Here is a 22,296-nt window from a genome sequence, read left to right as displayed (position 1 = left end):
TTTACCGGCTGAGGCTGATCTGCTGGCCCGTGCTGGTCTGTCCCTGGAAGCGGTTGTCAGCCGTCTTGTAGACGCTGCCGAGCTGATTGCCCGAGCGATCCTTGAGCAGCACCTGCTTGCCGGCAACCTCCCAGGAGCCCATCGCCGTCAGCTCGCCGACGCAGCCGCGCGTACCGCCGCGCGAACCGCTGCCGAGATTGGTCAGCGTCAGGAACATGTCGCAGCTGCCATTGACGCGCCAGCTTCCAACCATCGATTCCTTGGTGACATCAAGCGCATTTGCGGCCATTGCGCCAGGCTGCGCACCCGGCATCGGCGCCGTCGTCGCCGGCGCGGCTGGAAACTGCGAGTTGTTGACCGGCGGAAGCTGCCCGCCTTGCACCGAGGGAACCGGCTGCGCCGTCAGCGGCGCAGGCCCGACATTCGAGCCGGAGTTGTAATCATATGCCGTACGCTGACAACCGGCTAGCGCGAGAGTAACCACCAGACCTGTCATCGCATATCGCAACTGCATCATCATACTCCTGAATTCGGCTAGCGCCGCAGAGAAACGGGCGTGAGAGAAGTCCGATTACCGTAATTCGCTTTGGTTAATCAAGTCGAGCCGCATAAATTGCCCGTGACAACAACTAACCAAAAAACGATACAGTTCAACTGCCCCGCTGCAAAACTTCCTGCACATAGAATTTGTCAGCAAGGTGTTGGGCGCGCTGATCTCTGTCCGGATCCCTGTCGAACCCCCGCAATATCTCGGAATAACACCCCAGCGCATCCGCGGGAGGATTACACCAGCACCGATACCGGACCCTGCTCGCGCACCGAAGCGAGCCGCGACCCGATCTCTGCGACGGCCTCGGGATCGAAGCCGTCACTTCCGCCATCGGCATGGATGCTGATCAGACCCGGCGCTCGACCATCATCTTCTTGATTTCGGCGATCGCTTTGGCCGGGTTAAGACCCTTCGGGCAGGTCTGAGCGCAATTCATGATCGTGTGGCAGCGATAAAGCCGGAAGGGATCCTCGAGATTGTCGAGACGTTCGCCGGTCGCCTCGTCTCTGGAGTCGATCAGCCAGCGATAGGCCTGCAGCAGAACGGCCGGACCGAGATAGCGGTCGCCGTTCCACCAGTAGCTCGGACAGGAGGTCGAGCAGCAGGCGCAGAGGATGCATTCATAGAGACCGTCGAGCTTCTGCCGGTCCTCGTGGCTCTGCTTCCATTCCTTGGCGGGCGCCGGCGACACCGTCTTCAACCACGGCTCGATCGAGCGATGCTGGGCGTAGAAGTTGGTGAGATCGGGCACCAGATCCTTGACGACGGGCAAATGCGGCAGCGGATAGATCTTCACCGAGCCCTTGATATCGTCGAGGCCCTTGGTGCAGGCGAGCGTGTTGGTGCCGTCGATATTCATCGCGCAGGATCCGCAGATGCCCTCGCGACAGGAGCGGCGCAAGGTCAGCGTCGGATCGATCTTGTTCTTGATATAGAGCAGGCCATCGAGCACCATCGGCCCGCAATCGTCGACATCGATGTAGAAAGTGTCGATCGACGGGTTCTGGCCGTCATCCGGGCTCCAGCGGTAGACGCGGAATTCGCGGGTGTTCGTGGCACCGGCTGGCTTCGGCCAGACCTTGCCTTCGCGCATCTGAGAGTTCTTGGGGAGAGCGAGTTCAACCATGTCCGGTTCCTCCTGAGATCAGTACACGCGAGCCTTCGGCTCGATCTTGTGCGGATCGATGCCTTCGGCGATAAGCTCGGTGTGAACCGGCCGGTAGTCGAGTTTCACGGCGCCTGCCTCGTTCACCCAGGCAAGCGTATGCTTGCGCCAGTTGACGTCGTCGCGGCCGGCGAAGGCACCCTCGGTATAGTCCTCGCGCGCATGTGAACCTCGGCTTTCCTTGCGGGCCTCGGCGCCATAGATCGTCGTGATGGCGTTGGCCATCAGGTTCTGCAGCTCCAGCGTCTCCACAAGATCCGAGTTCCAGATCATCGAGCGGTCGGTAACCTTGATATCACGCATTTCCTGCCAGATCGCAGAGATGCGCCGGCAACCGGATTCCAGCGATTCCTGCGTACGGAAGACCGCCGCGTCTTCCTGCATGGCGCGCTGCATCTTCTCGCGCAGTTCCGCCGTCGGCGTGCCGCCGCTGGCGTGACGCAGACCGTCGAAGCGGTCGATGATCTTGTCGCAGGCTGCGACGTTGAGATGGGGGATCTGCGCGGCGCGATCAATCACCTCGCCGGCGCGGATCGCAGCGGCGCGGCCGAAGACCACGAGGTCGATCAGCGAGTTGGAACCGAGACGGTTGGCGCCGTGCACCGAGGCGCAGCCGGCTTCACCGACAGCCATCAGCCCGGGGATGATCCGCTCTGGATTGGCGCTGTCGGCATTCAGCACTTCGCCCCAGTAGTTCGTGGGAATGCCGCCCATATTGTAGTGAACGGTCGGCAGAACCGGGATCGGCTCGCGTGTGACGTCGACGCCGGCAAAGATCTTGGCGCTCTCGGAAATGCCCGGCAGCCTTTCATGCAGAACGGCCGGATCGAGATGGTCGAGATGCAGGAAGATGTGGTCCTTGTTCTTGCCGACACCGCGGCCTTCGCGGATTTCCAACGTCATGCAGCGCGAAACGACGTCGCGCGAGGCGAGGTCCTTGGCCGATGGTGCGTAACGCTCCATGAAGCGCTCGCCCTCGGAATTGACCAGGTAGCCGCCCTCGCCGCGCGCACCTTCGGTGATCAGACAGCCCGAACCGTAGATGCCGGTCGGGTGGAACTGAACGAATTCCATGTCCTGCAGCGGCAGGCCGGCACGCGCCACCATGCCGCCGCCGTCGCCGGTGCAGGTATGGGCAGAGGTTGCCGAGAAATAGGCGCGGCCGTAGCCGCCGGTCGCCAGCACCACCATCTTGGCGGCGAAGCGATGGATCGTGCCGTCATCGAGGCACCAGGCGACGACGCCGGTGCAGCGGCTGCCATCTTCCGACATGATCAGGTCGAGCGCGAAATACTCGATGAAGAATTCGGCATTGTGGCGCAGCGACTGGCCATAGAGCGTATGCAGGATGGCATGGCCGGTCCGGTCGGCAACGGCGCAGGTGCGCTGCACCGGCGGGCCTTCGCCGTAATTCTGCATGTGGCCGCCGAACGGGCGCTGATAGATCTTGCCTTCCTCGTTGCGCGAGAACGGCACGCCGTAATGCTCGAGCTCATAGACCGCCTTCGGCGCTTCCATGGTCAGATATTGCATGGCGTCGACATCGCCGAGCCAGTCGGAACCCTTGACGGTGTCATAGAGGTGCCACTGCCAGCTATCCGGCGTCATATTGCGCAGCGAGGCGGCGATGCCGCCCTGGGCCGCGACCGTATGCGAGCGGGTCGGGAATACCTTGGTGATGCAGGCCGTGCGGAATCCCTGCTCGGCCATCCCCAGCGTGGCGCGCAAGCCAGCGCCGCCGGCGCCGACGACGATCACGTCGTAGGAGTGATCGATATATTTGTAGGCCTTGCCGTTCTGGGCGGGTGAGGTCGGTGCCATATCGAGCTTATCCTACGAATGCGATTTTCAGGATGGCGAACAGACAGAGGCCGGCGATCACGATCGCAAAGAACGTGTTCAGCATCACCAGCGCGATCTTGCCGAACTCGGCATGCACGTAATCCTCGATGATGACCTGCATGCCGAGCTTCATATGGATGACGCCGGAGATCACCATCAACCCCATGATGACCGCGACGAAAGGGTTCGACAGTGCACGAACCACGTCCGCATAGGGCGCGCCGGCATAGGTGAGCAGGAAGATGAGGAAAAACAGGATCAGCGGAACATTGGCGACGGCCGTCAGTCGCTGGCGCCAGAAATGGTCCGTGCCGTCCTTAGCGGAGCCGAGCCCGCGAACCTTGCCGAGGGGGGTGCGCATATCCATGAGAGGACCTTCAGAAGCGAATGAGGAAGCCGATCACCCAGACCAGCACGGTCAGACAGAGCGACCCGATGATGTTGGCGATGGCGAGCTTGGTCGAGAATTCCTTCCCGAAGCCGTAGCCGAGATCCCACATGAAGTGGCGGAAACCGCCGAGCATGTGGTGCAGCAGCGCCCAGGTATAGCCGAGCAGCACCAGCTTGCCGAGAAGGCTGCCGAGCACCCAGTTGGCCCAGTCATAGGAACCCTGGCCGCTTGCCGCTGCGATCAGCCACCAGGCGACCAGCAGCGTGCCGACGTAGAGCGCGCCACCGGTAATGCGGTGGACGATGGACATGACCATGGTGGGAATAGGTTTGTAAATTTGCAGATGCGGCGATAGGGGCCGGTTATTTGTCACGTTCGCCATCAGAACCTCGCGGCGGCTTCTCTGCGCTCCCGGATTTCGGAGCATGCTCAGTCAACCACACGAATGACAAATTCTCTGTGTGCGTTGCATCAATTGCGACGTTTAATCACCGGGAACGCCGACGACAAGCACAATCGCTGTCGGCTTTTAATTTAATCGATTCGCGTTACCGGGAAGTTTGCAGGCTAAAGAAACTGGTCTTTTCCGCTCAATATTTGTGCCGAATCTCCAGCCCGAATGGACAAGCTTCGGCTTTTGGCGCAATCTGGCGTTAACGATTTGTTAACGATCGGAATTCCGGAGGCCGGCATCCATGTTTCGCAACCTGTCCGCAGTCACTCTGCTTGCCCTGTCTGCGCTTGCCGCATTCCCGGCCGCGGCCGGCGACCGGCATAACGATCATCGCTTTCCCGGCCAGCGTCACGCTTTCCACGGCGGATCGTTTCTCGGCGAACGCGTGAACTGGCGCGATCGCGGTATCCGTTTCGATCATGCCTATGGCCGTCGGGCCGGCAGAGACAGGATGCCGTTCCTGAAGCAGTTTTCATCGGCGGCGACCAATCGCGTCGGGCGCAGCAATCTCGTCATCGTCTCACCCGAGCCCCGGGGTTATGACGGCGGCGACACTTATGCCGGCTCTTCCTATGTCTATCAGGCTGATGGCGGAACCTATGTCGGCGGCTATAGTTTCTATCCGCCCAGACGGCCTGAACCTTTGGCACCGAAAGCAAAGGTCATCGACGTCGCCGTCCAGGACGACCCTTGCGCCTATGAGGCCAATGTCTGCGTCATCCGGCCTTAGAGGCAGGATAAGCCGGAAGCGAAACGCCACACCGTCGTCTTCTTGATTTCGCTATCTTCCAGCGCCCGCGTCACCGGCACCTCATAGGCCGCGCAGAATTCCAGCCGATCCCGAGGCAGGTAACTGCGTCCGGGATCGCCGACCAGCACCGGCTTTCCCTGGTCCGCCAGCTTCGCGAACCAGGGAACGAGCGCATCGGCAAAAGCGCTGTCGTAGAAGACGTCGCCGGCAAGCACGATATCCGCCTCGACGGCCTGCCCGATCAGATCGGCGCCGCTAAAGCCGAGCGAAACATCATTGGCCCCGCCATTCAGCCGGACTGCCGCCTCCGCCCAGGGATCGATATCGTTGGCGGTAACCTCCAGGGCACCGGCCATCGCCGCTGCAATGCCGACAAGGCCGGAGCCGCTGGCGAAATCCAGCACCCGCTTGCCGCGCACCACCTCCGGATGATCGAGGATGTAGCGCGCCAGTCCCTGACCGCCCGCCCAGGCGAAAGCCCAGAAGGGCGGCGGCAGGCCGATCGCCTCCAGCTCCTCCTCCGTCTTCAACCACAGCTCATGCGCCTCGCTCGCCAGATAGAGTGAAATCTCCGGCACATGCGGCGGCGCCATCTGGCTGGTATTGGCGCGGATGAAGGCTTCCGGATCGGTCTTCACCGCGGCGGATTGTCCAATCCGCCCATGCGGCAGACTTCGTCCCATTCGTCATCCGTCACCGGCTGTACCGAAAGCCGCATCGAGGTGACGAGCGCCATCTTGGCGAGCTTCTCGCTCGCCTTGACGTCCTTCAGCGTCACCGGCTTCGGCATGTCCATGACGGCGCGGATGTGGACGCAATCCCACTTCGGATCGCCCTTGGCGGTGGAATCGGGTTGCGACAGTGCTGAGACTTCCACGATCCCGACGACTTCGAGCCCGTCATTGGAATGGTAGAAAAACCCTTTGTCGCCGATCTGCATCGCCCGCATGTTGTTGCGCGCCAGATAGTTGCGAACGCCCGTCCATTCCGTGCCCTTTTCGCCGGCGGCCTTCTGCTGCTCCCAGGACCAGGAGGCGGGTTCGGATTTGTAAAGCCAGTGCGCCATGCTCACGCCTCCGGCTTGTTGAAGACCCAGTTGTAGGCCTTGACGTCAACGCTTTCGAACAGTCCGGCCCTGGCATAAGGATCGGCATCGGCAAGCGCCCGCGCCGCCTCCTTCGTCTCAGCTTCGACGATGATCAGGCTGCCGCAGGCTTTGCCCTCGTCATCGAGAAACGGGCCGGCGATCTTCAATGTGCCCTCGGCGTTCAGCCCGTTCAGATACTCGACATGTGTCGGACGCGTCTCCATGCGCACGTTCAGATGTCCCGGCTTGTCCTTGCAGAGAAGGGCGAAAAGCATGTCTGTCTCCTATTCGGTGGTGATCGGACGCGTCATCAGCTGCTCGATCGCTTCTGATATATCGAGCCTGCCGTCGATGATGGCGGAAACGGCGTCGGTGATCGGCATGCTGACCGCAAGCTCTGCGGCAAGCCGCGAGGCGACGGAGGCGGCAAGCGCACCTTCCACCAGCGCGCCCTGCAGCGGATCGGCCTTTTCGCCGCGCCCGAGCGCGATGCCGAAGCGCAGGTTGCGCGATTGATGGCTGGTTGCCGTCAGCACCAGATCGCCAAGGCCGGAAAGCCCGCGCACCGTATCGGCCTGGCCGCCCTTGGCGACGACGAAACGCGACATTTCCGCAAGCCCGCGGGCAATCAGCGCCGCACGGGCGGAATCGCCGATGCCGCCGCCTTCGACGATGCCGCAGGCAATCGCCAGCACGTTCTTCAGCGCGCCGCCAAGCTGCACGCCGATGCGGTCGCTGGAAGCGTAGAGCCGAAAGGTCCGGCCGGAAATCGCCTGGGCGAGCCGCTCCGCGATCTCCATATCCTCGGCCGCAATCGCCATCGCCGTCGGCAGGCCCTTGGCGATATCGGCGGCAAAACCCGGGCCGGAAAGCACGGCAACGGAATGGTCCGGCAATTCCCGTTCCAGCATGTCGGTCAAAAGATTGCCGGTTGCCCGCTCGATGCCCTTGGCGCAGGTGACGACAACGGCATCCTTTGAAAGATAGGGGCCGTATTGGCGCGCCGCATCGGCCTGCGCCTGCGACGGCATGGCAAAAAGCACGATGGAGGCGTCGGCAATCGCTTCCGCCTCGGCGGCAAATTCCAGCGTATCGGGCAGGAGAATACCGGGCAGCACCGCATCATGCAGCCGTTCGGCCTTCAGATCTGAAATCAGTGACGGATTGCGCCCGACGAGCGTCACCGCGCTGCGGCCGGCAAGGGCAATGACGGCAGCAAGCGCCGTGCCGAAAGCCCCCGATCCGACGACGGCGATGTTTTCGCTCATGCCTTGGCCCCTCTCTTGCCGAAACCGATCAGCGTTTGCGCATGGGAATCGAGCGGCCAGCGCGAGCGCGGCTGGACGTCGAGCGGATCGGGCGCAGCCCCTGTCGCCATCCGCTCCAGTCCTGCCCAGGCGATCATCACCGCATTGTCGGTGCAAAGGTGCAGCGGCGGCGCGACGAAGCGGAAGCCGTTTTTGTCGCAGAGCGCCTGCAGCGTGCCGCGCAGTTCGAGATTGGCGGCGACACCGCCGGCAACGACGAGCGCCGGCTTCTCGCTAGTCGCTGAGCCAGTTGCTGAGAATGTCGCCGCAAATTCCGTCTTGAACCGCTGCAGGCCGCGGCCGATGCGATCCTTCAGCGTGCGCGAAACCGCCTTCTGGAACGAGGCGCAAATATCCGCGACGTCCTGATCGCTGAGCGGCGCGATCTCCTGTGCCGCCTGCCGCACCGCCGTCTTCAGGCCGGAGAAGGAGAAATCGAGCCGTGCCTCGCCGACCAGCGGTCGCGGAAATGCGAAGCGATCGGGATTGCCGTCCCGCGCCATCCGTTCCACCGCCGGGCCGCCAGGATAGGGCAGGCCGAGCAGCTTTGCCGTCTTGTCGAAAGCCTCGCCGAGCGCATCGTCGATCGTCGTGCCCCAGCGCTCATACTCTCCGACGCCGCGCACCAGGATGAGCTGGGTATGGCCGCCAGAGACGAGCAGCATCAGATAGGGAAAAGAGAGCCCGTCCGTCAGCCGCGCCGTCAGCGCATGACCTTCGAGATGGTTGACCGCATAAAGCGGTTTGCCGGCGGCCCTGGCGATCGCCTTGCCGGTCATCAACCCCACAAGCAGCCCGCCGATCAGCCCAGGTCCCGACGTCGCGGCAATGGCGTCGATATCGGCCAGCGACACATTGGCGCGCTTCAACGCTTCTTCGATCAGCTCGTCCAGCGCCTCGACATGGGCGCGGGCGGCGATTTCCGGCACCACGCCGCCATAGGCGCTATGCTCGTCGAGCTGGGAAAGCACGACGTCCGACAACACGTTGGAATGCCCTTCCGCATCGCGCTCGACGACGGCGGCTGCGGTTTCGTCGCAGCTCGTTTCGATGCCAAGGATGCGCAGAAAGGGAACCATGAAGCTTGTTCGTTGATTGCGATGGGATGGAAACCCGTTTACGAGAACTCCGGTAACAACGGAATAGAGCGGATGCAAACAAAACCTTTCCGGATCGGCACGCGAGGCAGCCCGCTGGCGCTTGCCCAGGCGCATGAGGCCCGCGACAGGTTGATGGCGGCGCATCATCTGCCCGAGGAGATGTTCGAGATCGTCGTGCTGACGACCAAGGGCGACCGCATCACCGACCGCTCGCTGGCCGAGATCGGCGGCAAGGGCCTCTTCACCGAGGAAATTGAGCAGAAGCTCGTTGCCGGTGAGCTGGATTTTGCCGTGCACTCCGCCAAGGATATTGCCACGAAGCTGCCCGAGGGGCTTTATCTCTCCGCCTATCTGCCGCGCGAAGATATCCGCGACGCCGTCATCGGCCGCACCGCCCGCAAACTGATCGACCTGCCACATGGCGCCACCGTCGGCTCCTCGTCGCTCCGCCGTCAGGCGCTGATCCGCCGCATGCGACCGGATATCAATGTCATCACCTTCCGCGGCCTGGTGGAAACGCGCCTGCGCAAGCTCGACGAGGGTCAGGTCGATGCGACCCTGCTGGCGCTTGCCGGCCTGAAGCGCCTGGGGAAGGTCGAGGTTCTCACAGATATCCTCGATCCCGACAGCTTCCCGCCGGCCCCCGCGCAGGGAGCGATCTGCATCGAAAGCCGCATCGGTGATACCAGGATCGACGATCTGCTGGCCCCGGTCAACGATATCCCGACCTTCGACACCGTCTCCTGCGAACGTGCCTTTCTCGCCGCGCTCGACGGCTCCTGCCGCACGCCGATCGGCGGATATGCCGTCTGCGAAGGCGACCTGATCCGCTTCTCCGGCCTTATCATCACGCCTGACGGCCGCAGCCAGCATGCGGTAACGACCGACGGCCACCGCCGCGATGCGGCAGCCCTCGGCACCCGCGCCGGCCAGGACGTGCGCGCAAGGGCCGGCAGCGCCTTTTTCGACGACTGGCACTGAAGCGGCCATGCGCGTGCTCGTCACCCGCCCCGCGCAGTCGGCGACGAAAACCGCACAACGTCTGCGCGTTATGGGCCACGAGCCGCTGCTGCTGCCGCTGCGTCGGCCGCTACACGACAGCGCCACAGCCGCAGCCGCGCTGGCGACAACCAGCGGCGCAATCGCAGTGACCAGCGCCGAAGCCATCAGGGTTATCTCCGCTCTCGAAGAGCAGCTTCGCCCGCATCTTGCCCGCCCCCTTTTCGCCGTCGGCGAGACGACGGCGGAAGAAGCGCGCAAGCTCGGCTTCCGATCAGTCGCTTCATCCAACGGCAACGGCCGCGATCTCGCCGACCTCGTCGGCATTTTCGCCGATCTCGTCGCGGCGCAGGGAACCGACCGCCTGCTCTATCTTGCCGGCGTGCCGCGCGCCGAAACTTTCGAAGCAGGATTGCGGCAAAGAGGCATCCACTTTTCCGTCGCCGAATGTTATCGCATGCAGCCGGCAGCCCCCAGCCCGGCAGAGATCGAAGCGATTTTCTCAGGCCGGAAGCCGGAGGTCATTCTCTTCTATTCCCGGCAGACGGCCGAGGATTTCTTTGGCGCCCCTGAACTGCGATCGGCCCTGCCGGAAGACAGCGGAATCCGTCTTCTCTGCCTCAGCGAAGCGGTGGCGCAAGCCATCCCGGCCGCTCTGAAAAAAAACGTAATGATTTCGCCAATGGCGGATGAGAAAAGCCTTTTGTCGCTGCTTTGAAGGCTTTAGCCGCCCAAATTTGATCTAACCTCTTCCCTTAACTGGCATCACTGTCTAGTTTCGTTGCAATGCAGGATAAAGAGGACCTCATGGTATCGGGAAACCCGCCACGCCATTCGAAGAGCGCCGACGAGCCGGTCACGATCGACCTCGATGCACAGGAATTCGCCTCCGCAGCCGATACCGAAAAACCGGTGGACCATGAAGCCGGCGATGCCGACAGCACCGCCGCCGCCGATGTCGGCCTGCCACCCGAAACCGACACTGCGTCGCATGCCGAATATGAAGAGAAACCGGCGATGGATGCGCCTGAGGAGGAACCGGCAGCCCCGGCACCTTCTTTCATGCCTGCCGAACAGCCCGCGCCGAAAAGCGCTGCCACCTCCGGTCTCATTGCCGCCGGCATCGTCGGCGGCCTCGTGGCGCTGCTTGGCGCCGGCGCCATCCAATATGCCGGTTACCTCCCGGGCGGCTCTTCCGCGCCGCAGACGACTTCGCCGCAAATTGCCGATCTTTCCGGCGATATCGACGGCCTGAAACAGGCCGTCGCCAACCTTGCCGCCAATCCGGCGAGCGTAGGTGACGGTGCGCTTGAGCAGCGCGTCGCCGCGCTGGAAACGGCTGCGAAGGCCCCCATAGCCGCCGCACCGGCCGATTCGGCAAATGTCGAGGCACTCAACCAGAAGATTGCGGAACTGACCGGTCAGGTCGACCAGCTACGCACCACACTTTCGCAGTCTTCCGAGCAGCAGACGACGAGCGGCGCCGATATCACCAAGCGCCTCGAAGAGGCAGAAAAGAAGCTGAACGCGCCGCGCGAGGATGTCGCCGTTGCCCGGGCGATCGCAGCTGCCGCCCTCAAGGCGGCGATCGATCGCGGTGGGCCGTTCCTGGCCGAACTCGACACCTTCGCCGGTGTCGCACCTGACGATCCCGCCGTCGCCGACCTGCGCGCCTTTGCCGAGACCGGCATTCCCTCGCGCGCCGAACTCGTGCGCCAGGTTGCCGATGTCGCCACCGCGATCGTCGAAGCCGTCAACCAGCCGGATCCGAACGAGAGCTGGTCGGACCGGTTGATGTCGAGCGCCAAATCGCTGGTATCAGTCCGTCCCGTCGGCAATATCGAGGGCGAAAGCGTCGAAGCCATCGCCGCCCGCCTGGAGGATAAGGTGAAGAGCGGCGACCTGCCGGGTGCTTCCGCCGAATGGAATAGTCTGCCCGCTCCCGGCAAACAGGCTTCCGCCGCCTTCAAGCAATCGCTCGAAGCGCGTATCCGCGTCGAGCAACTGGTCGGCGGGGCGCTGTCGAAAGCGGTTTCCGGCACCGGCAAGGAGGGATGAGACCATGCTGATCCGCCTTGTCGCCTTCGCCCTCTTCGTGCTGTTTCTCGCCTATGGCTTCTCCTGGCTCGCCGATCGTCCGGGTGACCTCTCGCTGATCTGGGAGGGCCAGATCTACCAGACGAAGCTGATCGTCGCCGCCAGTGCGATCATCGCTCTGATCGCCGCCGTGATGATCGGCTGGTGGTTCGTCCGCCTGGTCTGGACGTCGCCGCATTCGGTGACCCGGTATTTCCGCGCCCGCAAGCGCGACCGCGGTTATCAGGCGCTGTCGACCGGCCTGATTGCTGCCGGCGCCGGCAATGCGGCTCTCGCCCGCAAGATGGCCGCCCGCTCACGCGGCCTCATCCGCGCCGATCAGGAGCCGCTGATCAACCTGCTCGAAGCCCAGGCCGCCCTGATCGAGGGCCGCCATGATGAGGCACGCGCCAAGTTCGAGGCGATGGCCAACGATCCCGAGACACGCGAGCTCGGCCTGCGCGGCCTTTATCTGGAGGCTCGCCGTCTCGGCGCCAACGAGGCCGCCCGCCAATATGCCGAAAAGGCTGCCGACAACGCGCCTTACCTGCCTTGGGCCGCACAGGCGACTCTCGAGTATCGCAGCCAGGCCGGCCACTGGGACGATGCCATCCGCCTGCTCGAGCAACAGAAGGCCGCCCGCGTCGTCGAAAAGGCCGATGCCAACCGTCTGCACGCCGTGCTGCTGACGGCGCGCGCCGGCGAGAAGCTGGAAAGCAATCCGACCGGTGCCCGCGACGACGCGTTGCAGGCGCTGAAGCTCGCCGCCGATTTCATTCCGGCAGCCCTGATAGCCGCCAAGGCGTTGTTTCGCGAAGGCGGTGTGCGCAAGGCCGCCTCGATTCTCGAACAGTCATGGAAATCGGCACCGCATCCTGAGATCGGCCAGGCCTATGTCAGAGCCCGCAGTGGTGATTCCACCCTCGACCGGCTGAAGCGCGCCGAACGGTTGGAAGGGCTGCGCCCGAACAACGTCGAATCCCTTCTCGTCGTCGCCCAGGCAGCGCTCGACGCGCAGGAATTCGCCAAGGCCCGCGCCAAGGCGGAAGCGGCAGCGCGCATGCAGCCGCGTGAGAGCGCCTTCCTGCTGTTGGCCGACATCGAAGAAGCCGAGACCGGAGACCAGGGGCGGGTGCGCCATTGGCTGGCCCAGGCGCTGAAAGCCCCACGCGATTCAGCCTGGGTGGCGGATGGTTTCGTGTCCGACAAATGGCTGCCGGTATCGCCGGTCACCGGCCGCCTGGACGCTTTCGAATGGAAGGCGCCGTTCGGCCAGGTCGAAGGGCGGCTCGAAGATGGTTCGGTGCCTGCCTCAATCGAAACCGCCTTGAAGACACTGCCGCCGCTGCGCGACGTCAGGCCGGAAAGCCCGGTCAACGACCATCGCATCATCGAGCTGGAACGCGCCGCGACGATTGCCGAGGCGGTACGCCCGACGCCGGCATCAGTATCGGCATCGGCATCGGCATCGGCAAAACCGAAGCCCGTCGAACCCGTCAGCGATAAAGCGCCCGCATCGGGCGAGGCAAAACCTTTCTTTGGCGGGCGGCCGGATGATCCCGGCGTCCGCGATCCCAGGGTGGAGCAGGAACCCAAGACCCGGCTCCGCCTTTTCTGAAATGGAACGAAAACCGCATGTTCGAACGCTTTCAGGCATTCTTCCAGAATCTTACCGCCGACCACCCCAGGAAAGGTTTTGCCCCTGACGATCCGCGAATCGCAGTGGCGGCGCTCTGCATGCAGGTCATGGAGGCCGACGGTCAGATCAAAGCCAGCGAGAAGAAGCGGCTGCGCAAGCTGCTGAAGGAGCAGTATGCCCTCGACGGCAAGCAGCTCGATGCGCTGATCGCCGCCGGCCTTGAGGCCGAAAGCACCGCCGTCGACTATTATCGCTTCACCGCCGACTTGAAACGCCATCTCAATACCGAGCAACGGCTGGAGCTGATCGGCATTCTCTGGGACATCGTCTATGCCGATGGCGAACGCAGCGAAATGGAAGACCATGTGATCTGGCGTATCGCCGATCTGCTCGGCGTTTCCTCGCGCGAGCGCATCCAGAAGCGGCAGGAGGCCGCCGCCAGGGTCACGGATGTCCGGGTTGCGCAAGATGATACCGACTGAGCAAAACCCCAACCGCGACCGGCGCCCGATCCTCATCGTCCTGCATCAGGAGCGGTCGAGCCCCGGCCGCGTCGGCCAACTGCTTGTCGAAAAGGGCTACCGCCTGGATATCCGTCGCCCGGTTCTCGACGAGCCGCTTCCAGCGACGCTTGAGGACCATGCCGGCGCCGTCGTCTTCGGCGGGCCGATGAGCGCCAATGATCCCGATGACTTCGTCAAGAAGGAAATCGGCTGGATCGACGTGCCGCTGCGAGAAAAACGCCCCTATCTCGGCATCTGCCTCGGCGCCCAGATGCTGGTGCGTCATCTCGGCGGCAAGGTGCAGCCGAATGCCGACGGCTCGACGGAAATCGGCTGGTATCCGCTGCGCCCGACCGAGAAGGGCCGCCTGCTGATGCATTGGCCGAAGATGGTCTATCATTTCCACCGCGAAGGCTTCGAGCTGCCGCACGGCGCCGATCTGCTCGCAGAAGGCGATGCCTATCCGAACCAGGCCTTCCGCTATGAAGGCAACGCCTGGGGCCTGCAGTTCCATGCCGAACTGACCCGGGTGATGATGCATCGCTGGGTGGTGCACGGCGCGCACCGCTTCATCCTGCCGAACGCCCAGCAGGGCCGCGAACACCTCGAAGGCCGTATGCTGTTCGACGCGCCGCTGAAAGCCTGGCTGAGCGAATTCCTCGATATCGTCTTCGAAGGCAAGACGGCAAAGGCCGCCGCCCCGATCACGCTTCCTGCGTAGAGAGCTGCGTATAGGACAGCATGCCCTATCTCAGGTGCTCGGCGCGTCGAGCGTATCGATCCGCCGCAATTTCGGGAAACTCGAAGCCCAGATCGCCGCCACCGCCAAAGTTCCGATCCCGCCGATGACGACCGCCGGCACAGCGCCGAAGATCGATGCCATCGTGCCCGCCCGGAATTCTCCGAGTTCGTTCGAAGCGCCGACGAAGACCATGTTGACCGCATTGACGCGGCCGCGTAGCTGATCCGGCGTCCAGAGCGCAATCAGGCTCTCGCGCACATAGACCGACACCATGTCGGCCGCCCCCATCAACGCCAGCGCAGCGATCGAGACTTCGGTATTGGTCGACATGCCGAAGACGATGGTTCCCAGACCGAACAGGGCGACGCCGATGAACATGTAGATGCCGGCGCGATGTTTGAGCGGATAGGCGGCGAGGAAGATCGCCATGACGATGGCGCCGAGCCCCGGCGCCGAGCGCAGCAGCCCGAGGCCCCAGGGGCCGAGGGTCAGGATATCGCGTGCGAAGATCGGCATCAGTGCGGTTGCGCCGCCGAGCAGTACGGCGAAGAGATCGAGCGAGATCGCCCCGAGCACCACTTTTTCGGCGCGGATGAAACTGAAGCCACCAAGGATCATCGCCCAACTCTTGGTCTCGCCCGTCGTCTTCTGCACCGGTTTCGGGATCATGTAGAGAAGAGCCGCACCGAGCGCGGAAAAGATCACCGCCACCGTATAGGCGGTCGGTGCGCTGACGCCGTAGAGCAAGCCGCCGAGCACCGGCCCGGTGATTGCTGCGAGCTGCCAGGACGACGAATTCCAGGCGATCGCATTGGAGAGATCCTGCTCCGGCACGAGATTGGGAGCCAGCGACTGTACCGCCGGCGACATGAAAGCGCGTTCGATGCCAAAGATCAGAAGCACCGCGAAAACAGGCAGGGGCGTGAAGGTCCCCATCGCCGTCATGACAAGCAGCGCCAGCGTGCACAGCGCGCTCACCAGCGAGCAGAGGGCCGCGATCGCCCGGCGATTGTACCGGTCGGCCACCGAACCGGTGACGAGCATCAGCAGCAGCGACGGCAGGAACTGCACGAGACCGATCAGGCCGAGATAGATGGCGCTGCCCGTCTGGTCATACATCTGCCACCCGACGGCGACGCTGACGATCTGCTGCGAGAAGGACAGCAGGAAACGCGCTAGGAAGAACCGCGTGTAGGACGAATGCCGGAACGCGGCAAATCGGTCTCCGGTGGGCGAAAACGACATGGGTGTTTTCCGAGGAGACGGGCGCCGAAATAGCGGCATGGCCGCCCGTTAAACATGATTCACCGCGTGTTTCCACACGGCACTTGCTCGTTTAGTCGCCAATGTCTACATGTCTGTCAACAACGAATTGGAGACGACGATGTTTGCGCTGTTTCAAACCATTGATTTGGCTTTGAATATTTACACCTGGATCCTGATTGGCAGTGCCGTTTTTTCCTGGCTCTATGCCTTCAACGTCATCAACTCCAGCAATCAGTTCGTCAATTCGGTCGGCACATTCCTCTATAATGTCACCGAACCGGTGCTGAAGCCGATCCGTCGCTTTTTGCCGAACCTTGGCGGCATCGACATTTCGCCGATCATCCTGCTCTTGATCATCTTCTTCCTGCGCACCTTGCTTTGGACCACGGTCTACCCGCTGGTCGCTTGAGCCGTCCCTGGAGCGTTTTCGATGATCATTTGCGCCTCGCCGTCCGGCTGACGCCGAATGGCGGGCGTAATGCGATCGATGGCATCGAGGCGGATGGCGAGGGCGAAACCCATCTGAAGGCGCGCGTCACTGCCGTGCCGGAAAAGGGCCAAGCCAACAAGGCCTTGGTCCTTCTCATCGCCCAATCGCTGCGCATCCCCAAATCCAGCATCAGCCTCATCTCCGGCGACACCGCACGCAAAAAAATCCTCCGGATCGACGGCGACCCGGAGGATTTGGCAAAAAAACTAGAAGTGCTTTTCGGTTAGAGCGTAGCGCGTCCGCTGGACGCGCTGAGCGATCAGCCCTTCTTCTTGGCGCGCTCGACGGCTTCGAGGATGAGTTCGCCGGCTTCCTTGGAATCGCCCCAGCCGAAGATCTTCACCCACTTGCCGGGCTCCAGATCCTTGTAGTGCTCGAAGAAGTGCTCGATCTGCTTCAGCGTGATCTCGGGAAGATCGGTGTAGTCCTTCACCTTCTCATAACGCAGCGTCAGCTTCGGCGACGGCACGGCGATGATCTTCTCGTCCTTGCCGGAATTGTCTTCCATCTTCAGGACGCCGATCGGGCGCACATTGATGACGCAGCCCGGAACCAGCGGGCGGGTGCTGGCGATCAGCACGTCGATCGGGTCGCCGTCCTCAGACAGCGTGTGCGGCACGAAACCATAATTGCCCGGATAGGTCATCGGCGTGTAGAGGAAACGATCGACGACCAGCGTGCCGGCTTCCTTGTCCATCTCATACTTGATGGGATGGCCACCGACCGGAACCTCGACGATAACGTTGACGTCCTCTGGTGGATTATTACCGATGGAAATGGCGTCGATGCGCATAGGAAACTCCCGCGAGATTGAATTGATCGCAGCCAGATAATCAGTTTCATGTGGCAACGCAACATTTGAGATCACCGATGCGTGATGGCACCGGCGTAAAAAGCTTAAACTTTCGAATGGGAAACAGCGGTCGCAACCAACCCGGTCAGCTCCAGATGAAGCCGATCTTCTTCAACTGCTTGTGGTCGAAATTTTCCATGCCTTCGCAGAAATCGACACCGCCGTGATGACGGTAGAAGCGACCGGCGGTCTCGTTTTCCTCGAGGCACCAGACGACCAGCCCGTTGCAGCCGAGCGACTTCAGCAGCCGGCGTGCCTCGCCGAACAGCATCCGGCCGAGACCGATGCCCTGATATTCCGGCCGAAGGTAAAGCTCGTAAATCTCGCCTTCCTGCGGCAGTGCCCGGGCGCGGTTGAGGCCGAGCGTCGCGTAGCCGGCAACGGTTCCGGCGACATCGAGAACCAGCAGCGTCGCCGGTCCGCGCGTTGCTTTGCGCCACCAGTTTTCACCGCGCCGCTCGATCATCTGCGTCAGTGCTCGATGCGGAATAATGCCTGCATAAGTGTGTTGCCAGGCGAGCCTGTGCGTTTCCGATATGGCTCGGGCATCGTTGGGTTCGGCCCGCCGAACATCGATCGACAACGTCTTCATAACGTTTACTCTGGTCCCGCCAAGGGCAATTAACCATATGCGGCCAGCGCATCGTGATCGATTGCCCACAGACTTGATATGTGGACGACAGATAAAATTTAACGCTTTTTTAACGATTGTCACAAGTCGGAATCAGCGCAGCGCACAATAAAAAACCCCGGCACGAAGGCCGGGGTTTCAAACGTTGTTTTTAAAGCTCTTTGTTTATGCATGTCGTTATCCCGCGACATGCAACTCTTTCAGAGAGCCGCTTTGGACTTTTCGAAGCGCTTGCGGTCGTTTGCGTCGAGATAAATCTTGCGCAGACGAATATTCTTCGGCGTCACTTCCATCAGTTCGTCTTCCTGGATCCAGGAAAGAGCCCGATCAAGCGTCATGCGGATCGGCGGCGTCAGCTTGACGGCTTCGTCCTTGCCGGCGGCGCGGATGTTGGTGAGCTGCTTGCCCTTCAGGACGTTCACTTCAAGGTCGTTATCGCGTGTGTGAATGCCGATGATCATGCCGGCATAGACCTTTTCGCCCGGATCGATGATCATCGGGCCGCGGTCTTCCAGGTTGAACATCGCATAAGCGACGGCTTCGCCGGGAGCGTTGGCGAGCAGCACGCCGTTGACGCGGCCGCCGATCACGCCCTTGTAGGGCTGGTAGTCGTGGAACAGGCGGTTCATGATCGCCGTTCCGCGTGTATCCGTCAGCAGTTCCGACTGGTAGCCGATCAAGCCACGGGTCGGTGCGTAGAAACGCAGGCGGAGACGGTTGCCACCCGAAGGACGCAGCTCGACCATTTCGGCCTTGCGCTCGGACATCTTCTGCACGACGACACCGGAATGTTCCTCGTCGACGTCGACGACGACCTCCTCGATCGGCTCCAGAAGCTGGCCGTTTTCATCCTTGTGCATCACGACGCGCGGACGCGACACGGCGAGCTCGAAGCCTTCGCGTCGCATGGTTTCGATGAGAACGGCGAGCTGAAGTTCGCCGCGGCCGGACACGTAGAACGAATCCTTGCCTTCGGCTTCTTCGATCTTCAGGGCGACGTTGCCTTCGGCTTCCTTAAGCAGACGGTCGCGGATAACGCGGGAGGTAACCTTGTCGCCCTCGGTGCCCGCCAGCGGGCTATCGTTGACGATGAAGGACATGGTGACGGTCGGCGGATCGATCGGCTGCGCCTGCAGCGGCACGGTGATCGAGGGATCGCAGAAAGTGTCGGCGACCGTGCCCTTGGAAAGGCCGGCGATCGCAACGATATCGCCTTGATGCGCTTCGTCGATCGCCGTGCGCTCGATACCGCGGAAGGCGAGGATCTTGGAAATTCGGCCGGTTTCGATCGTCTTGCCGTCGGCGTGAAGAACCTTCACCGCCTGGTTCGGCTTGATGGAACCGGAATTGATGCGGCCGGTGATGATGCGGCCGAGGAAGGGGTTGGCTTCGAGGATCGTGCCGATCATCGTGAACGGGCCTTCATGAACGGTCGGCTCCGGCACATGCTTGAGCACGAGGTCGAGCAGAGGTGCGAGACCCTGGTCCTTCGGGCCTTCCGGATTGACGTTCATCCAGCCGTCGCGGCCCGAACCGTAGAGGATCGGGAAGTCGAGCTGCTCGTCGGTGGCGTCGAGATTGGCGAAAAGGTCGAAGACTTCATTGATGACTTCTTCGTGGCGGCCATCCGGACGGTCGATCTTGTTGATCGCGACGATCGGGCGAAGGCCGACCTTCAGCGCCTTGCCGACGACGAACTTGGTCTGCGGCATCGGGCCTTCGGAAGCATCGACGAGAACGATCGCGCCATCCACCATCGAGAGAATGCGCTCGACTTCACCGCCAAAGTCGGCGTGGCCGGGGGTGTCGACGATGTTGATGCGGACACCCTTCCACTCGACCGAGGTCGCCTTGGCGAGAATGGTGATGCCACGTTCTTTTTCGAGATCGTTCGAGTCCATCACGCGTTCAGCGACACGCTGATTTTCGCGGAACGAGCCGGACTGCTTGAGAAGCTCATCCACTAGGGTCGTCTTGCCATGGTCAACGTGCGCGATGATCGCGATATTGCGAAGTGCCATATGTGAAATCTCTGAGGCTGCGGCGCACGCTCTTGAGGACGCGCCTATTGGTTTGGGGCGTCCATACAGTTTTTTTTGCGTTTGCGAAAGAGGGGAACACGCAAAACTGCGGCATGGCTGTCGCCCTGCCGCATCATAGCGTGTCATCAAATTGTCTTAGGCGTCGCTGCCTGTCAATTCCTCGAAGGTCGAAAGCCCCTTTTTCAGAAGCATCGCATGCGGGCTCGGCAGCTTGCCGCGGAAGGCCTTGTAGGCGTCCTCCGGATCGACCGAGCCGCCGACGGAATAGATATTCTCCTTGAGCTTGCGCGCCATCTCGCCGTTGAAAGCATCTCCCGTCTCCTCAAAGGCGGCAAACGCGTCGGCGTCGAGCACCTCCGACCACATATAGGAGTAATAGCCGGCCGAATAACCGCCGGAAAAGATGTGCTGGAAGTGCGGCGTGGCATGGCGCATGACGATCGATTTCGGCATGCCGATCTCGGCCAGCACCTCCGCCTGCACCGCCATCGGATCCGCAACCGCCTCCCGCGTGTGAAACGCCATATCGACCAGCGCCGACGAGGTGAATTCGACGGTGTTGAAGCCGGCATTGAAGGTGCGGGCCGCCAGCACCTTGTCGAGCAGAGCCTGCGGCATCGGCTCGCCGGTTTCGACATGCACGGCGTAGCGCTTCAAAATATCCGGCACTGTCAGCCAATGCTCGTAGAGCTGCGACGGCAGCTCGACGAAATCGCGCGAAACGCCGGTGCCGGAAACCGAGGGGTAGGTGACGTTCGAAAGCATGCCGTGCAGCGCATGGCCGAATTCGTGGAACAGCGTGCGCGCATCGTCGAGCGACAACAGTGCCGGCTTGCCTTCGGCAGGCTTGGCGAAATTGCAGACATTGTAGATGATCGGCAGCTCGCCGCGGCGGCCGTTCTTCAATTCCAGTCTGTGCTGCGATTGCAACGAGCTCATCCAGGCGCCGGATCGTTTCGAGCCGCGGGCGAAATAATCGCCGAGGAAGAGCGCGACCAGCCGGTCTTCGCGATCCCTGATTTCAAACACCCTGACATCCGGGTGATAGGCGGCCACATCATTTTTCTCGACGGCGCGGATACCGAACAGCCGGCCGGCCACGTCGAAGCAGGCCTCGACGATCTTTTCGAGCTGCAGATAGGGCTTGAGCTCGGCTTCGGAGAAATCGAATTTCCGCGCCCGGATCTTTTCGGCGTAGTGACGCCAGTCCCAGGGCATCACCTCGTGGTTTCGCCCCTCCTCGGCGATCAGCGCTGATATATCGGCCTCCTCTTCGCCGGCACGTTTCACCGCCCTTGCCCAGACGGCCTTAAGCAGGTCGTTCACCGCATCCGCTGTCTTTGCCATCGTGTTGTCGAGCTTCAGCTCGGCGAAATTGCCGTAACCAAGCAGGCTCGCCACCTGATGGCGCAACGCCAGCGTTTCCTTGATAACGGTGCGATTGTCCGTCTCGCCGTGATTTTCGCCGCGCGCCACCCAAGCCTTGAACGCCTGCTCGCGCAGATCGCGGCGCTCAGAGAAGGTCAGGAACGGCTCGATGATCGAGCGTGACAGCGTCACCGCATATTTGCCTTCTTCCCCGCGTTCGCGCGCAGCCGCAGCCATGGCGTCACGCAGGAATTCCGGCAGCCCGTCGAGTTCGGCCCCGGAAGAAAGCGCGAGTGCCCAGGCCTTCTCGTCGGCGAGCACGTTCTGGCCGAATTGCGTCCCGAGGCCGGCAAGCTTTTCATTGATCGCCGCAAGCTTCTCCTGCTCGGCCTTTTCAAGCTTGGCGCCCGACTTGACGAAGCCCTTCCAGTGGCGTTCCAGCACCCGTGTCTGTTCGAGCGTCAGGCCAAGGCTGTCGCGCGCCTCCCAGAGTGTGTCGATGCGCGCGAAAAGCGCGGCATTCATGCCGATCTTCGAATAGTGGCGCGACATCTTCGGCGAGATCTCCCGCTCCAGCGCCTGGATCACATCATTGGTATGGGCGCCCGCCTTGTTCCAGAACAGCGCCGAAACGCGCGACAGTGCATCGCCGGCAATCTCCAGCGCCGTGACCGTATTGTCGAATGTCGGCGCCTCGCCGTTACCGGCGATCTCGTCGATCTCCCTTTCATGGGCGGCAAGCGCCGCTTCGAAGGCGGCGGCAAAATCACCATCGTCAACGGCATCGAAACGCGGCAGGCCGTGAAGGCCGTCCCAAGTCACCAGCGCCGGATTGAAATCATGGGGAGAGGGCATCGGAGAATTCCTTTTTGGCATGCACGGGTTCGTCAATATAGGAGAGCTGTCGTAGAATTGGTATGCGCGAAGGACCTTTTGCCTCGCCTGCAAAATCTGGTGGACAAAAATTGACGCGCGAAAATTAACCATTCGTTAACGATTGACGCGAATCGCGTGTTAGCGCTAGCTTTCCCATGTTTCTT

24 protein-coding genes are annotated in these 22,296 nt (G+C 62.1%); 9 read left to right on the top strand and 15 right to left on the bottom strand.

Annotated elements, in window-relative coordinates; all coding sequences use genetic code 11:
• Position 1: 1 nt before the first annotated feature.
• The 5 genes from GR197_RS06310 to sdhC form a co-directional block, all read right to left on the bottom strand.
• Positions 2-514, bottom strand: a complete 513-nt coding sequence (locus GR197_RS06310; RefSeq protein ID WP_164007664.1) for a protease inhibitor Inh/omp19 family protein — start codon at positions 512-514, stop codon at positions 2-4.
• Positions 515-896: 382 nt separating this feature from the next.
• A complete protein-coding gene (locus GR197_RS06305; RefSeq protein WP_164007662.1) occupies positions 897-1,676 on the bottom strand; it encodes a succinate dehydrogenase iron-sulfur subunit in 780 nt (259 codons plus the stop codon).
• An 18-nt stretch (positions 1,677-1,694) separates the two neighbouring features.
• Positions 1,695-3,536, bottom strand: coding sequence for a succinate dehydrogenase flavoprotein subunit (gene sdhA / locus GR197_RS06300; RefSeq protein ID WP_164007659.1), 1,842 nt, complete (start codon positions 3,534-3,536; stop codon positions 1,695-1,697).
• Between the two features lie 7 nt (positions 3,537-3,543).
• The gene (gene sdhD, locus GR197_RS06295; protein WP_164007657.1) at positions 3,544-3,924 is read right to left on the bottom strand and encodes a succinate dehydrogenase, hydrophobic membrane anchor protein; all 381 of its coding nucleotides are present in this window, start codon (positions 3,922-3,924) and stop codon (positions 3,544-3,546) included.
• A gap of 10 nt (positions 3,925-3,934) precedes the next feature.
• Complete coding sequence (gene sdhC / locus GR197_RS06290) at positions 3,935-4,330, bottom strand: succinate dehydrogenase, cytochrome b556 subunit (protein ID WP_012559217.1); 396 nt, start codon at positions 4,328-4,330, stop codon at positions 3,935-3,937.
• A 313-nt stretch (positions 4,331-4,643) separates the two neighbouring features.
• Here sdhC and GR197_RS06285 point away from each other — a divergent pair, with 313 nt between their 5' ends.
• Positions 4,644-5,132: a hypothetical protein gene (locus GR197_RS06285; protein WP_164007656.1), complete on the top strand. Its 489-nt coding sequence runs from the start codon at positions 4,644-4,646 to the stop codon at positions 5,130-5,132.
• On the opposite strand, the gene GR197_RS06280 is transcribed toward GR197_RS06285, so the two are convergent.
• The 5 genes from GR197_RS06280 to tsaD are packed head-to-tail and all read right to left on the bottom strand — an operon-like array spanning position 5,129 to position 8,626.
• Entirely contained in the window at positions 5,129-5,791 is a 663-nt protein-coding gene (locus tag GR197_RS06280; protein ID WP_164007974.1) for a 50S ribosomal protein L11 methyltransferase, read from the bottom strand. The two genes, GR197_RS06285 and GR197_RS06280, sit on opposite strands and share 4 nt — an antisense overlap.
• A complete protein-coding gene (locus tag GR197_RS06275; protein ID WP_164007654.1) occupies positions 5,788-6,219 on the bottom strand; it encodes an EVE domain-containing protein in 432 nt (143 codons plus the stop codon). The genes GR197_RS06280 and GR197_RS06275 overlap by 4 nt, the downstream gene beginning before the upstream one ends.
• A 2-nt stretch (positions 6,220-6,221) precedes the next feature.
• Positions 6,222-6,515, bottom strand: a complete 294-nt coding sequence (locus GR197_RS06270) for a YciI-like protein (protein ID WP_164007651.1) — start codon at positions 6,513-6,515, stop codon at positions 6,222-6,224.
• 9 nt (positions 6,516-6,524) lie between these two features.
• Positions 6,525-7,508 (bottom strand): NAD(P)H-dependent glycerol-3-phosphate dehydrogenase, encoded by a 984-nt coding sequence (locus tag GR197_RS06265; RefSeq protein WP_164007648.1) that lies wholly within the window; start codon positions 7,506-7,508, stop codon positions 6,525-6,527.
• Positions 7,505-8,626: a tRNA (adenosine(37)-N6)-threonylcarbamoyltransferase complex transferase subunit TsaD gene (tsaD, locus tag GR197_RS06260; RefSeq protein ID WP_164007647.1), complete on the bottom strand. Its 1,122-nt coding sequence runs from the start codon at positions 8,624-8,626 to the stop codon at positions 7,505-7,507. The genes GR197_RS06265 and tsaD overlap by 4 nt, the downstream gene beginning before the upstream one ends.
• A 72-nt stretch (positions 8,627-8,698) precedes the next feature.
• Between tsaD and hemC the strand changes: the two genes are divergently transcribed.
• From hemC to GR197_RS06230, 6 genes are all read left to right on the top strand, one after another.
• Positions 8,699-9,628: a hydroxymethylbilane synthase gene (hemC, locus tag GR197_RS06255; protein WP_164007645.1), complete on the top strand. Its 930-nt coding sequence runs from the start codon at positions 8,699-8,701 to the stop codon at positions 9,626-9,628.
• 7 nt (positions 9,629-9,635) lie between these two features.
• Positions 9,636-10,364, top strand: coding sequence for a uroporphyrinogen-III synthase (locus tag GR197_RS06250; RefSeq protein ID WP_164007642.1), 729 nt, complete (start codon positions 9,636-9,638; stop codon positions 10,362-10,364).
• Positions 10,365-10,432: 68 nt separating this feature from the next.
• Positions 10,433-11,704 (top strand): COG4223 family protein, encoded by a 1,272-nt coding sequence (locus GR197_RS06245; RefSeq protein ID WP_204330082.1) that lies wholly within the window; start codon positions 10,433-10,435, stop codon positions 11,702-11,704.
• Between the two features lie 4 nt (positions 11,705-11,708).
• Entirely contained in the window at positions 11,709-13,340 is a 1,632-nt protein-coding gene (locus GR197_RS06240; RefSeq protein WP_164007639.1) for a heme biosynthesis protein HemY, read from the top strand.
• Between the two features lie 17 nt (positions 13,341-13,357).
• Positions 13,358-13,843, top strand: a complete 486-nt coding sequence (locus tag GR197_RS06235; RefSeq protein ID WP_164007637.1) for a TerB family tellurite resistance protein — start codon at positions 13,358-13,360, stop codon at positions 13,841-13,843.
• Positions 13,812-14,585 carry a glutamine amidotransferase gene (locus tag GR197_RS06230; protein WP_164007635.1) on the top strand — a complete coding sequence of 258 codons (774 nt, stop codon included), beginning with the start codon at positions 13,812-13,814 and terminating at the stop codon, positions 14,583-14,585. Before GR197_RS06235 ends, GR197_RS06230 begins: the two co-directional genes overlap by 32 nt.
• A 30-nt stretch (positions 14,586-14,615) precedes the next feature.
• On the opposite strand, the gene GR197_RS06225 is transcribed toward GR197_RS06230, so the two are convergent.
• The gene (locus tag GR197_RS06225) at positions 14,616-15,851 is read right to left on the bottom strand and encodes an MFS transporter (protein ID WP_164007633.1); all 1,236 of its coding nucleotides are present in this window, start codon (positions 15,849-15,851) and stop codon (positions 14,616-14,618) included.
• A 109-nt stretch (positions 15,852-15,960) separates the two neighbouring features.
• Between GR197_RS06225 and GR197_RS06220 the strand changes: the two genes are divergently transcribed.
• Positions 15,961-16,281 carry a YggT family protein gene (locus GR197_RS06220; protein WP_164007631.1) on the top strand — a complete coding sequence of 107 codons (321 nt, stop codon included), beginning with the start codon at positions 15,961-15,963 and terminating at the stop codon, positions 16,279-16,281.
• Entirely contained in the window at positions 16,278-16,589 is a 312-nt protein-coding gene (locus GR197_RS06215) for a DUF167 domain-containing protein (RefSeq protein ID WP_164007629.1), read from the top strand. Before GR197_RS06220 ends, GR197_RS06215 begins: the two co-directional genes overlap by 4 nt.
• Positions 16,590-16,621: 32 nt before the next feature.
• Here the strand turns inward: GR197_RS06215 and ppa are convergent, their stop codons facing one another.
• From ppa to GR197_RS06195, 4 genes are all read right to left on the bottom strand, one after another.
• A complete protein-coding gene (ppa, locus tag GR197_RS06210; RefSeq protein WP_011653868.1) occupies positions 16,622-17,155 on the bottom strand; it encodes an inorganic diphosphatase in 534 nt (177 codons plus the stop codon).
• 145 nt (positions 17,156-17,300) lie between these two features.
• Positions 17,301-17,807 carry a GNAT family N-acetyltransferase gene (locus tag GR197_RS06205; RefSeq protein WP_164007627.1) on the bottom strand — a complete coding sequence of 169 codons (507 nt, stop codon included), beginning with the start codon at positions 17,805-17,807 and terminating at the stop codon, positions 17,301-17,303.
• Positions 17,808-18,046: 239 nt separating this feature from the next.
• Entirely contained in the window at positions 18,047-19,867 is a 1,821-nt protein-coding gene (typA, locus tag GR197_RS06200; protein ID WP_164007624.1) for a translational GTPase TypA, read from the bottom strand.
• A 156-nt stretch (positions 19,868-20,023) separates the two neighbouring features.
• The gene (locus GR197_RS06195; protein WP_164007622.1) at positions 20,024-22,111 is read right to left on the bottom strand and encodes a M3 family metallopeptidase; all 2,088 of its coding nucleotides are present in this window, start codon (positions 22,109-22,111) and stop codon (positions 20,024-20,026) included.
• Positions 22,112-22,296: the final 185 nt, after the last annotated feature.

This window comes from Rhizobium phaseoli, from assembly GCF_010668805.1.
Taxonomy (GTDB): domain Bacteria; phylum Pseudomonadota; class Alphaproteobacteria; order Rhizobiales; family Rhizobiaceae; genus Rhizobium; species Rhizobium phaseoli_A.
The sequence above is the reverse complement of the archived record's forward strand: the minus strand, read 5'-3'. Positions and strand labels throughout refer to the sequence as shown.